Below are 14182 nucleotides of genomic sequence, written 5' to 3'. Positions count from 1 at the left end.
CACCGCATTCCAGCCCTGTGCAGCTGCACAGCAAAGCGGTGATTCCGCAGTGCGTGCGGGCGTAGACCGGGGGAGTGCCCGGCAGTAGTCTGGCTGTTAATCAGCCCCATGATCCCGGTCACTCCGGCCGCGGCAACGGGCTGCCACAACCCTACTGACGAGGGAGTCATTGTGACTGTCACTGCACAGCCGGCCGTAACCGCCGAACGTGAAACCAGGCTTTTGGCCTCTGTTCCCACCGGACTGCTGATCAATGGTGAGTGGCGGGAGGCCGCTTCAGGCAAGACGTTCGACGTCGAGGATCCCGCCACCGGGAAGGTGCTGCTGAGCATTGCCGACGCCGGCCCGGAGGATGGTGCCGCGGCCCTGGACGCCGCCGCAGCGGCCCAGGAATCCTGGGCAAAGGTTCCGCCGCGGGAACGCGGCGAGATCCTGCGCCGGGCCTTCGACCTGGTGACTGAACGGGCCGAGGACTTCGCCCTGCTGATGACCCTGGAAATGGGCAAGCCGCTGGCCGAGGCCCGCGGAGAAGTGACCTACGGTGCCGAGTTCCTGCGCTGGTTCTCCGAGGAAGCCGTGCGGGCCTTCGGCCGCTACTCCGTCTCCCCGGACGGCAAGTCCCGCCTCCTGGTGACCAAGAAGCCGGTGGGCCCTTGCCTGCTGATCACCCCGTGGAACTTCCCGCTGGCGATGGCTACCCGCAAGATCGCCCCCGCCGTCGCAGCGGGCTGCACCATGGTGCTGAAGTCGGCAAACCTGACGCCCCTGACGTCCCAGCTGTTTGCTGCCGTCATGCAGGAGGCCGGGCTCCCCGCCGGTGTCCTCAACGTTATCCCCACCTCCACCGCGGGTGCCACCACAGGGCCGCTGATCAAGGATTCGCGCCTGCGTAAGTTGTCCTTCACCGGTTCCACCGAGGTGGGACGGCGCTTGCTCGCCGATGCCTCTGAGACTGTGCTGCGCACCTCGATGGAACTGGGTGGCAATGCCCCGTTCCTGGTCTTCGAGGACGCCGACCTGGACGCTGCCGTCACCGGCGCCATGGCCGCCAAACTGCGGAACATGGGCGAGGCCTGCACTGCTGCCAACCGCTTCATCGTGCACGAATCCGTCGCCGCCGAGTTCGCGGAGAAGTTCGCCGCGAAGATGAAGGAAATGACCACCGCCCGCGGCACCGAGCCTGAGTCGAAGGTGGGCCCCCTGATCGACGCCAAGAGCCGGGACAAGGTCCACGAGCTGGTGTCCGATGCCGTGGCATCCGGCGCCAAGGCCGTAGTTGGCGGCGGCCCCGTGGAGGGACCGGGCTACTTCTACCAGCCCACCATCCTTTCCGGCGTCTCGGAGGGGACCCGCATCCTCTCCGAGGAAATCTTCGGCCCCGTTGCCCCGATCATCACGTTCAGCACCGAGGACGACGCCGTACGGCTGGCCAACAACACCGAATACGGCCTGGTGGCCTATGTCTTCACCAAGGACATCAACCGCGGCATCCGGATGGGCGAGCGCCTGGAAACCGGCATGCTCGGCCTGAACGCCGGTGTCATCTCCAACGCTGCCGCTCCCTTCGGCGGCGTGAAGCAGTCCGGCCTGGGACGCGAAGGCGGCCTGGAAGGCATCGAGGAATACCTCTACACGCAGTACATCGGCATCGCCGACCCCTACGCCGGCTAGTACCGGCGGTCTCCAAACAGACAGCAACCCACACGTGCCGGCCGGGCTTCCCCGGCCGGCACGTGTGGGTTTAATGCCCTGCCGCCCTGCGGCCGCCGTCGTGCCTTCGTTGCGGTGGGCGCGGCCGGAAGCGCGCAGCGATGTTCGTGGCCTTCCGGATTCCCGTGCGGGCCGCGCTGAACGGAAGCCTGGCCAGCAGTCCAAGCCGGCGCGTCACGGACGGCGGAAGCCAGGCTGCCGCCAACCGCCGGGGAAGGGTGGCATTTGCCTGGAGGGAGGCTTCCACTGCCGCGATTCCCGGCGCAAAGTCCTGTCCGGGCCTGCCGGATGGGCGTGCGGTGCCCGCGGTATGCCCGTTTGCGGGCCGGCCGTACCTGTACTGCTCGAAGGCCGCGGTCAGGGTGATAACGGCTTCATGCGCCTCACGGTCCATGCCTCCGGCCTCGCCGAGCAGCTGGCCCCTGAACCGGGCCGAGTAGGCCCGCGGGGTTTCGCTGTCTCCGGCCGGTACCCCATAATCCGTGCCAAGGTCCCTCAACTCGCTCCACGCCAGCGGGACGGACTGGTCCGGACGCCGCGGGCGCAGCCGGCGCGACCGGATGCCCGCGCGGGCCAGGTGCGGGGCAGCCGCCAGCAGCACCAGCCCTGCTGCCCCGGCGCCGCCAAGAATCCAGGGCATGTACTGGGCGCCGTCGCTGCTGCTGCCGCTGCCGGCACCGGGAACTGCCGGTGCGGTGGCACTGGGGGACGCACTGGGAACCGGGGCGGCATCGGGGATGAGGCCGTCATTGTTGCCCAGGGAATCGGGAACGGACTGGACGGATGCCTCGGTAGCGTAATCCGGGACCACACCCCGTGACGGGGTTGGCTCGAAGGGCACCCAGCCCAGCCCCTGGAAATACAATTCCGGCCACGCGTGGGCATCACGGGCATCTGCCTCGTACTCCGGCAGGGCCCCTTGGCCGAAGACCGTGACGGTGGCCCCCGTCAGCCTGCCTGGGGCATATCCTACGGCGATCCTGCTCGGGATTCCCTCCAGCCTGGCCATCACCGCCATGGCCGAGGCGTAATGGATGCAGTAGCCGCTCTTTTGCTGCAGGAAGTCGGCCAGGACAGAGAGCCCGTTTCCGTCGTAGCCGCCCTGCACCGGCGACTGCAGGGAGTACGTGAACTCGGAAGAACGCAGGTACTTCTGGATGGCCATGGCCTTTTGGTACGGCGTGCCGGTCCCGGCCACGGTCTGGGCGGTATTTTTGACGATGTCCGGGACGTTGCCCGGGACCCTGGTGAAGACGTCCGGGATGCCCCGCACGGGTGCAGAGGACTGGGCCAGCAGCGCCGCGGTTAGTTTGGGCACCGCCGAGGTCACCGTGTACTCCTGCCGCCGGGTGGTGGTGTCGGTGCCTTTGATGCTCAGCGTGGCGGGATCGAAGGTCCATTGTCCGCCGAGTCCACGCACTGTCTCGGGTGCATAGGGGACAGGCAGGTAGGGGCTGGTGAAGGATCCGGCGTCGATGGCCGTGACCAGCCGCACCTGCTCGTCGGTCAGGACGGCGTAGCCCGGATCGATCCGCCCGTCCAGGGGCATGCGCGATGCTGCCCGGTCATCCGGTCCCCATGAGTCGCCGTCGAAACTGTCCACCGTCACCGAGCGCAGGTAGAGGGGCGCCGGGGACGTGGTGGCGTAGGTGATCCGGCCGCTCCCGTCAGGGGTGCGGAGGCTGTTGCCGAGGGTGATCATGGGATTCAGGCCGGTGGTGGTGCCCCACGGATTGATCCGTGATCCCTGCGGGAAGGTGCCATGGTCAAAGCCGGGGATGGCCAGTGGCAGCACCAGGGTGGCAGCCAGGGCCACCGCACCGGTCAGTGCGGCACGGCGGAGCAGCCCGGGGCTCCGGGCGGAGCCGCCCTGGAGCCTGCCATCGGGGGCAAACCATTGGCTGCAGGCGAGGATCAGAAGGTATCCGCCCGCGGTGGCCACGAAGCTCAGGACGCCAGCGCTCTGCGGCTTGATCATGGCCGGGACCACCAGCAGCGCCAGCAGGCCCGTACCGGCGGCGGCCGGCATGGCAAGGGGAACCGCCAGTGCATCAACCAGGATGACGGCCAGGCCAAGCACGGCGCAGACCACCATGACGATGCCGGCATTGGGTGCCACCGGGGCAGTTTCCCCGAGCACGGTTTCACTTGCCCGCCTGATCAGGCGGTCCAGGTCTGCGAAAGTGGAACCGGTGGGGAAGACCCAAAGGAAACTTGAACTGCGGAAGAAGGTGAGCGTCAGCACGCCGCCAAGTGCAAGGAATCCGGCCGCCGTGACCAGCAGGGGATGGGCCCGGACGGACCGGAGGGCCGCCAGGGTGAACGCCACCACCAGTACTGTGGTCAACGCCGGCCAGTACCAGTTCCAGCCGCGCAGAACGCCATTCAGGGACAGTGCCGCCCCGCAGACGGCCACGGCGATGGCTGCCGCCATGGCCCACGGGTAGGCTCCCCACCGCAGGCGGCCCGAGTCAGGCTCCGGCGGCAGGGGCGTGTGTTGCCCGGCGTCGGCAGGCCGGGCCGGTGCCATCGTCATGTCGCCACCCCCGCACCGCGCCGGACCTCGGAGGCGGGGGACGCCGGCAGGGCGGGCTCCTGGTCGAACTGGACCCACGCGGCAGCAGGAGGCGTCCGCGGTGCCACCGCCACAGCCCGCCAGCCGCCCTGGTGAAGGACGGCCAGGACGTCCCGCGACTCTGCCGGCCGTTCCACCACCACCATGGCGAAGGCGTTGGTGCCATAGGCCGCCGCCGGCGCCAGGGCCAGGGCCTCTTCGGCGGTAATGCGGCCCAGGACCGCGATGATGGGACCCCGCATCCGGTGCGCCGACAGTTTGTCCATCAGGCGGTCATCGAAAGCCGGGGGCCCCGGTTCGCTGTCTGCGGACGTGCGGCCTGCCGGCTCCCCGCGCCGCCCGGCATCCCTGGCCGTCGCTTCCCGGGCCATGCCGCCGCGGTGTTGGTGGGACGCACCGGAAAGGTGGATGGCCGCCAGGCTCTCGGCGATGGACTGCAGGCCCGCCGTCCCGCTGTACTCCTCCGCTGACGGTTCGGGGGAAGAAGGCGAATGCAGGAACGCGGGATCCCCGCCGGTGTCCAGCAGCCGAAGGCTGTAACTGCGTTCGGCGAGGTGCGCGCTGATGGACATGGCGGCAACAACGGACCATTCGAAGGTGTCGCTGGTGGCCCGGGCATGCCCGTCCTGGCCGGCCAGGCCCGGCATGGCGGTACCGGGGCCGCCGGCGAACGCACCCGACCGGTGGTCCAGGATGAGGGTTGCCTCCGGAGTGGTGACGGATTCCTCCTGCCGGACCATCAGCTCCCCGTGCCTCGCCGTGGCGGGCCAGTGGACCCTGCGCATCGGGTCTCCGTGGCGGTACTCCCGGGTCATGACGTCGTCATCGCTCGGGTTGGCGCGGACGCGGGTGGCGGTGACGCCGTCGCTGCCGCGGGCTCCGGCCAGGGCCGTGGCAGGAAGGACGACGGCGGCAGGCGTCACGGTGAGGACGTCGCCGTCGTCAATTGCCTGGCGGTGCAGCGAAAGGCCGAAGGGGTCCGTGAACTCGGCCGTCACCGGGCCGATCCGGAACTGGCCGCGGTGCCTGGACGTGAGGTGGTACTCGTAGCGGCTTGTGCCGCCGGAGGCGGAGCGGGATGGGAACCGGAAGGACGGTGCCTGGCCGAACTGGGCGGGCAGACGCTCCTTCATCGCAACCCGCCCGCTGCCGGGGTCCGTCCTGGCCACAGCAAGGTGCACCGTGGCAGGAGCCGACGTTTCAACGGGGGAGGGGTCGAATTCCCGGTACACCCGGAACCGGGGCTTGACCAGCCGGACCCCGGCAAGGGAAACCACCGGCAGGACCAGCAGCAGCAGCGCCAGCGTCAGCAGGTCCCGGCGCCCCATGACCTGTGCGGCGGCAAGGGCGAAGGCCCCGGCGGCAAGCATGCCCCAGCCGCGCCTGGTGAACAGGTGCCGCGGAAGCTTGTCCAGCAGGGCCATGGTTGGCCTAGCGGTTCCTGCTGCCGGCCGCGGCCGCAGCCCGCCCGGCTTGCCCGGGCTGGCCCTGCGGCACGGGCAGCCGGGACAGGATGCCCCGCAGGACGCTGTGCGGGGTTTCGCCGGACCCCGCTGCCTTGCGGTCCAGGATGACACGGTGTGCCAGGACGGATTCGGCCACATCGCCCACGTCATCAGGCAGGACAAAGTCCCGGCCGTCCAGTGCCGCCGTGGCCTTGGCGGCCCGCAGCAGCTGCAGCATGGAGCGGGGGCTCGCGCCCAGCCGCAGCAGCGGACTTTCCCGGGTGGCCCTGCCCACCGACACGGTGTACTCCTTGACGGCTTCGGAGACAAAGACCTGCTGGACGGTGGTGATCATGGCCGCCACGTCGGCTGCGGTGACCACGGCCGAGACCTTTGCCAGCGGCGAGACGGCCTGATGGGTCTCCAGCATCTCGATCTCGGCGTCCTTGTCCGGGTAGCCCATCGAGATACGGGCCATGAAACGGTCCCGTTGTGCCTCCGGCAGGGGATACGTTCCCTCCATTTCAATGGGATTCTGGGTGGCCACCACCATGAATGGTTCATCCAGCTTGTAGGACGTGCCGTCCACCGTGACCTGGTGCTCCTCCATGCACTCGAGGAGGGCGGACTGGGTCTTGGCCGATGCCCGGTTGATTTCGTCGCCGATGACGATGTTGGCGAACACCGCCCCCGGCCGGAATTCGAAAAGCCTGGAGGCCTGGTTGTAGATCGATACCCCGGTGACGTCGGACGGCAGCAGGTCGGGGGTGAACTGGATGCGGTTGACGGTGCAGTCGATGGTGCGGGCCAGGGTCTTGGCCAACAGCGTTTTACCGACGCCGGGCACGTCCTCCACCAGGAGGTGCCCCTGCGCGAGGAGCACCGTCAGCGCAAGCTTGGCAGCATCGGACTTGCCGTCGATCACGGTGTTGACCGTGGTAAGGATGCGCTGGGCTGCCGCGTGGAAGGATGCCGCGTCCATGGCCGGCGTCCGGTGCCCGTTCAGGTGGCTGACGGAATCTGCGCCACCGGCCAGGTTGAGGTTCGGTGCGCCTGCGGTGTTGGCAATGCGTCGGTGGGGTTCCATCGGCAACCTTTCAGCCCGGGTTTCACCTGGACGGGACAGCAGGCCTGCCTTCGCCCCTCGGTGGGCGTGCGCGTGTGTTCGTTCCAGACTACTAACACAACTGCCATGCCTGACAGAGAGTTCCGGCAAATATGTGGCTGCCTGTGGCCGATAGGCTGGGTGGATGTGCGATTCGTCGATCCCAGCTGCCTACCGGCTCCCTGCCGAAGACGGAACTCCCGGCTCCGAGCCGGGCCGCCGCAAGGATTTCCCGCCCGCTCCGGAGCCCCTGCCCGTGCCCGTCATGGACAACCACACCCACCTGGACTTTCCGGAAGGCAACGGACCGGTAGGAATCACGGCTGCCCTGGACGCGGCAGCCGCCGTGGGCGTCCAAGGTGCAGTGCAGGTGGGCTGCGACCTGGAATCCTCACGCTTCACCGTGGAGGCGGTGGACCGCGATCGACGGCTCCTCGGGGCCGTGGCGCTCCACCCCAATGATGCACCGCACTATGCGGCCCGGGGCGAACTTGAGGACGCGCTTGCCGAGATCGAACGCCTGGCAACGCATCCCCGGATCCGGGCCATCGGCGAGACCGGCCTGGACTTCTTCCGGACCGAAGGCGAGGGACTGCGCCACCAGGAATACTCCTTCCGGCGCCATATCGACATCGCCAAGCGCCTGGACCTCACCCTGCAGATCCATGACCGGGACGCGCACAGCGACGTGGTGCGGGTGCTGCGCGAAGAAGGGGCGCCGGAAAGGGTGGTGTTCCATTGCTTCTCCGGTGACGCCGAACTGGCAAGGACCTGCAACGAAAAGGGTTGGTGGATGTCCTTCGCCGGCACCCTGACGTTCCGGAACGCCGCGAACCTCCGGGCGGCGCTCGCCGTGGCGGACCCGGAGCTCATCATGGTGGAAACGGACGCCCCGTTCCTCACCCCGCACCCCCACCGGGGACGCCCGAACGCGAGCTACATGGTCCCGTACACGGTGCGCGCCATGGCAGAATTGACAGGCTCCGACCTTGGCGGCCTCTGCACCACGATCTCCGAAAATACGGTGCGGGCATACGGATCCTGGCACTAAAAACCGCTTCCCGGTAACAGGCAAATTGCATATTTGGTATGCAAAAATGTTGGTCGCTTTATAACGCTACGGTTACAGTGGAAAACTATTAGCCGGGGTCGGGGAAGGCCAACGGGTAATTTCGCTCCAACTGCAGCCGGCCCGGCCTGTCCAACGGCCAGCCATGCCGTTGCGTGGAGCGTGGCGGCGCATCGATGCCCGGACTGCCGTATCCGCGGTTGTACCGGGCATTTTTCTGCGCGTTTCCCCGTGCCCGGATGGACCGAGAGTTACGGGCAATCGTGATCAAGTTCTTCACATCGGACGGCAAGTTCAGCTTTATCAAGGTTGGCGCCCAGCTGCTGGTGCTTTGCGGCCTGGTCGCAGGCCTCGTAGCCTTCGTGGGCAATAACAAAACAATTACGCTCAACGTGGACGGCAAAGCGTCGTCCGTGCAGTCCTTTGGTGGAACAGTTGAACAGGTGGTCAAGAGTGCCAACCTGGAACTGAAGCCCGGCGACCGCGTGTCGCCCTCCCTCGACGCAACTGTCCAGAACGGCACCGTCATCAACATCAACCAGGCCAAGGAAGTCAAGGTCAGCCTGGACGGTGCCGAGAAGACCGTGAACACCACGGCCCAGGACGTGGAAGACCTGGTCACCGAACTTGGTGTCGCCAGCGCGTCGTCGGTTTCGGCGCCCAAGGACGCCACGCTCGCACCCGCCGGTTCCTACGTCTCGATTTCCACCCCCAAGACCGTCAGCATCGTTGCCGACGGCAAGGTGAACACGGCCACCACCACCGCCCCCACCGTGGGCAAGGTCCTTGAGGACTCGGGCGTGACCCTCGGTGCCAACGACCGCACGTCGCAGCCGGCCAACGCCAACGTGGTGAACAACATGGTCATCAAGGTTTCCCGGGTGGACACCAGCCAGACCGCCGTCACCAGCGAAGAGGTTCCCTTCCAGACGGTCACGGCCGAGAGTGCCGACATGCTCAAGGGCGAGAAGGAAGTCACCCAGGCAGGCGCTGCCGGAAAGCTCGAGCGCACCTTCAAGCTGGTGCTCGTGGACGGACGGGAAGCCTCCCGCACGCTGGTCTCGGAGAACGTCGCTGTCCAGCCGGTCACCGAGAAGGTCACCGTGGGCACCAAGGCCAAGCCCGCACCCCAGGCGGCAGCAGCGCCTGCCGGCGCCAATACCGGCGCGGCAGCTCCGGCCATGATGAACGAAGCCATGTGGGACAAGATCGCCCAGTGCGAGTCCAGCGGCAACTGGAGCATCAACAGCGGCAACGGCTACTACGGCGGCCTCCAGTTCGATATCCGCACCTGGATTGGTGCAGGCGGCGGGGCTTACGCGCCCAACGCCAGCCTGGCCACCAAGGCACAGCAGATCGATATCGCCAACCGGGTCTACGCACAGCGCGGACTGTCCCCGTGGGGCTGTGGCTGGGCGGCAAGCAGCTAATCTCCACGATCCACGCAGCGGTAATACTGTGGCCGGTCCCGGGTTTCCCCGGGCCGGCCACAGTGCGTTAACCGGCCGGGACCCCGGGGCCGCGCGGGATAGGATACCTAGGTGACTGAACCGATCCCCGCCGTGCCCGCACCCTTGTTTGGTGCTTCCGATATACGCCGGATGGCAGAGGAAATCGGGGTCAGGCCCACCAAGACGCTGGGCCAGAATTTTGTCATTGACGGCAACACCATCCGCCGGATTGTCGCCGCTGCCGGCGTCGGTCCGGATGAAACGGTGCTCGAGGTCGGTCCGGGGCTTGGCTCGCTCACGCTGGGGCTGCTGGACGCGGCCGCGGCGGTCGTCGCCGTCGAAATCGATCCCATCCTGGCGGCAAAGCTTCCGGAAACCGTGAAGGAATGGCGCCCGGCCGCCGCCGACGCCTTCCACCTCGTGCAGGCGGACGCGATGAAGGTGACGGAACTGCCGGTGAAGCCCACCGCACTCGTTGCCAACCTCCCCTACAACGTGGCCGTTCCCGTGGTGCTGCACCTCCTGCAGCATTTCCCCAGCCTGCAGCACGGCCTGGTGATGGTGCAGGACGAGGTGGCCGACCGGCTCGCCGCACCCCCCGGGTCGAAGACCTATGGAGTGCCGTCGGTCAAAGCCGCCTGGTACAGCCAGATGCGCAAAGCCGGCGTCATCGGCATGAACGTTTTCTGGCCGGCTCCCAAGATCCATTCCGGCCTGGTGGCCTTCACCCGCCGCGAACCACCGGCCACCACCGCCACCCGCGAGCAGGTGTTCGCCGTGGTGGACGCCGCATTCGCGCAGCGCCGCAAGACCCTGCGGGCAGCCCTGGCCGGCTGGGCAGGTGGAGCTCCGGAAGCGGAGCGCTGCCTGCTCGCAGCCGGCGTCGATCCCACCGCCCGGGGTGAAGTCATCGACATCGCCGCGTTCGCCAGGATCGCCGAAGCCAAGGAAAACCGCCAGTGAGCGCAGCAGGCCGGTTCGCCGCCAGGACGGTCCGGGTCAAGGCCCCCGGCAAGGTCAACGTCTCCCTGGCGGTGGGTCCGCTCCGGCCGGACGGCTACCACTCAGTGGCCAGCGTCTACCTCGCCGTATCCCTCTACGAGGAAGTGGCAGCCACCAGCACCGCCACCCCGGGCATCACCATCAGCCTCAGCCCCGAGAGCACCCTGGACCTGGATTCGGTCGACATCCCGCTGGACAGCAACAACCTGGCCTACAAGGCGGCGGCCATCATGGCCGACGTTTCCGAACATGCCACCGGCGTGCACCTGGAAATCACCAAGCGTGTCCCGGTGGCCGGCGGGATGGGCGGCGGATCCGCCGACGCGGCAGCCACGCTCCTGGCCTGTGACGCCCTCTGGAACAGCGGCCTGTCGCGCGAGGAGCTGGCGCATCTCGCGGCGGAACTGGGTGCAGACGTCCCCTTCTCGCTCCTGGGCGGCACCGCCGTCGGCCTGGGTTTGGGCGACGAGCTGTCGCCCGCCCTTGCCAAGGCACAGACGCACTGGGTCCTGGTGGTCGCCGACTATGGCCTCTCAACGCCCGAGGTATACCGGACGCTGGACCGGCTGCGTGATGCCGCGGGCGCCGAAGCCGATGAACCCACCGGCGTGGACCCGCAGATCCTCGCGGCGCTGAGGGGCGGTGACGCCCACGCCCTGGGCCGGGTGCTGGTCAACGACCTGCAACGGGCTTCCATTGAACTGTCGCCCGCGCTCCGCGATACGCTGGGGATCGGTGAATCGCACGGCGCCGTGGCGGGAATCGTGTCCGGCTCCGGGCCCACGGTGGCCTTGCTGGCTGAGGACTCCATTGCCGCGGAAGCCCTCGCGGAGGACCTGCAGCGCTTTGGCCTGACGGCCCTCCCCGTCCAGGGGCCCGTTCCCGGCGCGCGCATCATCTCCGACACCCTCCTCTAAGCACCCTCCAATCCGGCAGCAGAAAGCAGTTCCCCTTGGCACACCTTCTTGGCGGCGAGAACCTCACGGTTTCCTACGCAACCCGCACCGTCCTGGACGGCATCACCCTGGGACTGGAGGAAGGGGACCGGATCGGCATGGTGGGCCGCAACGGTGACGGCAAGTCCACCCTGATGCGGCTCCTCGCGCTGCGCTCCACCCCCGACTCCGGCCGCGTCACCAAGCGCGGCGACGTGAACGTGGGCTACCTGGACCAAAGCGACGTGCTCGACGGCGACCTGACGGTAGGTGCGGCGATTGTCGGCGACCAGGCGGACTACGAATGGGCACGCAACCCGCGGATCCGGGAAATCATGGGCGGCCTGGTGTCCGACGTCGACTGGCACGCCAACGTCCATGCCCTCTCCGGCGGCCAGAAGCGGCGGGTGGCCCTCGCCAAGCTGCTCATCGAGGACCACGACGTCATCATGCTGGACGAGCCCACCAACCACCTCGACGTCGAAGGCGTGGCCTGGCTTGCCCGGCACCTGAAGACGCGCTGGCGGGCAAACCAGGGCGCGTTCCTGGTGGTCACCCACGACCGCTGGTTCCTCGACGAAGTCTGCACCAAGACCTGGGAAGTTCACGACGGGATCGTGGACCCGTTCGAAGGCGGCTACGCGGCCTACGTCCTGGCCCGTGCGGAACGCGACCGGATGGCGTCCGTGGTGGAAGGCAAACGCCAGCAGCTTGTCAAGAAGGAACTGGCATGGCTTCGCCGCGGCGCTCCGGCCCGGACAGCAAAGCCCAAGTTCCGCATCGAGGCGGCCAACGCCCTGATCGCCGACGTTCCGGCGCCGCGTGACTCCATGGCGCTGAGCAGGATGGCAACGGCGCGCCAGGGCAAGGACGTCCTGGACCTGGAACACGTCTCGCTGAACTTCCGGGGCGGCGACGACGGCAGGAAGCTCTTCGACAACATCACCCTGCGCCTCGCCCCGGGGGAGCGCCTGGGCCTGGTGGGCGTCAACGGCGCCGGCAAGACCACCCTCCTCAAGCTGCTCAACGGCGAGATCACCCCCGACGCCGGCAAGCTGAAGCGGGGCAAGACAGTGGTCACGGCGGTCCTCACCCAGGAGGTCAAGGAGCTCGACGACGTTGCGGACCTGCGCGTGATTGAGGTCATCGAGCGGGAAAAGCGTTCCTTCAACGTCGGCGGCAAGGAATTCAGCGCCGGGCAGCTGGTGGAGCAGCTCGGTTTCACCAACGAGAAGCAGTGGACTCCGGTCCGGGACCTCTCCGGCGGTGAGCGGCGCCGCCTCCAACTCCTGCGGCTCCTGGTGGGGGAGCCCAACGTGCTGATGCTCGACGAGCCCACCAACGACCTCGATACCGACACCCTCGCCGCCGTCGAAGACGTCCTGGACGGCTGGCCGGGAACGCTGGTCGTGGTCAGCCACGACCGCTACCTGCTGGAACGCGTCACGGACCACCAGATGGCGCTGCTCGGCGACGGCAAGCTCCGCGGCCTGCCCGGCGGTGTGGACCAGTACCTCGAGCTGCGCGAAGCCGCCCTGGCGGGCTCCACGGTAGCCGGCGGCGGTAACCCGGTCACCAGCGCGGGCCAGGGCCCCGCGGCCACAGCCAGCGGCACAGGCCCCTCGGAGGCGGAGAAGCGGGAGGCCCGCAAGGCGCTCAACCGGATCGAACGGCAGCTCAAGAAGCTGGATCAAGAGGAAAAGAAGCTTCACGACCTGATGCTGAAGACCACCGAGGCCGGCGATTTCGACAAGCTCGCCGACCAGAACAAACAGCTCAAGGACCTGGCCGACGAAAAGGACACCCTGGAACTGGAGTGGCTGGAGTCCTCAGAACTCCTCGGCGACTGAGCTAATTTGCCTGGTTCCTGTGCCCGGTTTGGTGCCGGGCGCCGGCCCTTCCGCGTCGCTTAGCGCGTAGGTCCCTTCCCAACACTCGCAAGCTCGCGCCGGGGCCCTCGGGACGACGCTTACAGGGCATAGGGGACGCTCCGGTCGCTGAGCGACCTCCACGTCCCGATGCCCCGCGATGCGCTCCTTTCGGAAGGCCCGCCGCCCGGCGTGGTGACGTCGCCTCACGAGCGGGGAAGGGGGTTATCCGGCAGCATGCGTCAGAGGCGAGGAACGAGCCAGCATGCAGAGGATGACCCCCCTTCCCCGCGCACGGAACTACAGCGAGGCCTAGAGTTCCGACTGCAGCTCAGGGTCTTTCTTGAGTCCCGTGAGGCCGTTCCAGGCGAGGTTGACCAGGTGCGCTGCGACGGTGTGCTTGTCGGGCCGCCGGCTGTCCTGCCACCACTGTCCGGTCATGGCCACCATGCCGACAAGCATCTGGGCGTACATGGCGCCGTCGTCGCCGCTGAAGCCGCGGCGGGAGAATTCGTCCGACAGGATATGTTCCACCCGGGCGGTGACGTGGGAGAGCAGCGTGGAGAAGGCGCCCTCGGGCTGCGAGGGGGGAGCGTCCCGCATGAGGATCCGGAACCCCTCCGTCCGGTCCTCGATGTAGGTGAGCAGGGCCAGGGCGGCACGTTCGACGAGGACGCGGGGCTTGGCTTCCTCGGTGAGGGCGGTGTTGATTGCGTCCAGCAGGATGTGGAACTCGCAGTCGACCACTTCGGTGTACAGCCCCTCCTTGGAGCCGAAGTGTTCGTAGATGACCGGCTTGGAGACTCCGGCACAGGCGGCGATCTCCTCGATGGTGGTCCCGTCCAGGCCGCGGGCGGCGAAAAGGCCCCGGCCGACGTCGATCAGCTGGCTCCTGCGCTGCAGGCCAGTCATCCGCATCCGCGGAAGGTTGTTGCTCACCTTCCCATCATGCCTCACCGCCGGCGGCTGGAATCGGCGGGGCTGGGCTGGGCGGAAGGTGCTGTGTCGCGCGGCGCCCTGAA

General features: G+C 67.8%; 10 protein-coding genes. 6 read left to right on the top strand and 4 right to left on the bottom strand.

The features are described 5' to 3' along the window. Nucleotides 1-171: 171 nt before the first annotated feature. Nucleotides 172-1671 (top strand): NAD-dependent succinate-semialdehyde dehydrogenase, encoded by a 1500-nt coding sequence (locus tag RM50_RS16680; RefSeq protein ID WP_043454935.1) that lies wholly within the window; start codon nucleotides 172-174, stop codon nucleotides 1669-1671. 70 nt (nucleotides 1672-1741) lie between these two features. On the opposite strand, the gene RM50_RS16675 is transcribed toward RM50_RS16680, so the two are convergent. The 3 genes from RM50_RS16675 to RM50_RS16665 are packed head-to-tail and all read right to left on the bottom strand — an operon-like array spanning nucleotide 1742 to nucleotide 6817. Continuing rightward, nucleotides 1742-4246, bottom strand: a complete 2505-nt coding sequence (locus RM50_RS16675; RefSeq protein WP_052260312.1) for a DUF3488 and transglutaminase-like domain-containing protein — start codon at nucleotides 4244-4246, stop codon at nucleotides 1742-1744. Next, the gene (locus tag RM50_RS16670; RefSeq protein WP_043454933.1) at nucleotides 4243-5709 is read right to left on the bottom strand and encodes a DUF58 domain-containing protein; all 1467 of its coding nucleotides are present in this window, start codon (nucleotides 5707-5709) and stop codon (nucleotides 4243-4245) included. Before RM50_RS16670 ends, RM50_RS16675 begins: the two co-directional genes overlap by 4 nt. Nucleotides 5710-5716: 7 nt before the next feature. Beyond that, nucleotides 5717-6817, bottom strand: a complete 1101-nt coding sequence (locus tag RM50_RS16665) for an AAA family ATPase (RefSeq protein ID WP_043454932.1) — start codon at nucleotides 6815-6817, stop codon at nucleotides 5717-5719. 163 nt (nucleotides 6818-6980) lie between these two features. On the opposite strand from RM50_RS16665, the gene RM50_RS16660 reads away from it, so the two are divergent. The 5 genes from RM50_RS16660 (at nucleotide 6981) to RM50_RS16640 (ending at nucleotide 13142) form a co-directional block, all read left to right on the top strand. Then, nucleotides 6981-7886 carry a TatD family hydrolase gene (locus RM50_RS16660; protein ID WP_043454931.1) on the top strand — a complete coding sequence of 302 codons (906 nt, stop codon included), beginning with the start codon at nucleotides 6981-6983 and terminating at the stop codon, nucleotides 7884-7886. Nucleotides 7887-8167: 281 nt separating this feature from the next. Continuing rightward, complete coding sequence (locus tag RM50_RS16655; protein ID WP_043454929.1) at nucleotides 8168-9334, top strand: resuscitation-promoting factor; 1167 nt, start codon at nucleotides 8168-8170, stop codon at nucleotides 9332-9334. A 111-nt stretch (nucleotides 9335-9445) separates the two neighbouring features. Further along, the gene (gene rsmA / locus RM50_RS16650) at nucleotides 9446-10318 is read left to right on the top strand and encodes a 16S rRNA (adenine(1518)-N(6)/adenine(1519)-N(6))-dimethyltransferase RsmA (protein ID WP_043454927.1); all 873 of its coding nucleotides are present in this window, start codon (nucleotides 9446-9448) and stop codon (nucleotides 10316-10318) included. Then, the gene (locus tag RM50_RS16645) at nucleotides 10315-11274 is read left to right on the top strand and encodes a 4-(cytidine 5'-diphospho)-2-C-methyl-D-erythritol kinase (RefSeq protein WP_043454925.1); all 960 of its coding nucleotides are present in this window, start codon (nucleotides 10315-10317) and stop codon (nucleotides 11272-11274) included. The genes rsmA and RM50_RS16645 overlap by 4 nt, the downstream gene beginning before the upstream one ends. A 35-nt stretch (nucleotides 11275-11309) precedes the next feature. Continuing rightward, nucleotides 11310-13142 carry an ABC-F family ATP-binding cassette domain-containing protein gene (locus RM50_RS16640; protein WP_043454924.1) on the top strand — a complete coding sequence of 611 codons (1833 nt, stop codon included), beginning with the start codon at nucleotides 11310-11312 and terminating at the stop codon, nucleotides 13140-13142. Nucleotides 13143-13472: 330 nt separating this feature from the next. On the opposite strand, the gene RM50_RS16635 is transcribed toward RM50_RS16640, so the two are convergent. Continuing rightward, nucleotides 13473-14099 carry a TetR/AcrR family transcriptional regulator gene (locus RM50_RS16635; RefSeq protein WP_043454923.1) on the bottom strand — a complete coding sequence of 209 codons (627 nt, stop codon included), beginning with the start codon at nucleotides 14097-14099 and terminating at the stop codon, nucleotides 13473-13475. Nucleotides 14100-14182 lie beyond the last annotated feature (83 nt).

Origin of the sequence: Pseudarthrobacter phenanthrenivorans (assembly GCF_000813845.1) — a bacterium.
GTDB classification, from domain to species: domain Bacteria; phylum Actinomycetota; class Actinomycetes; order Actinomycetales; family Micrococcaceae; genus Arthrobacter; species Arthrobacter phenanthrenivorans_B.
Note: the sequence above shows the minus strand (reverse complement) of the source record. Positions and strands in the feature narration are given on the sequence as shown.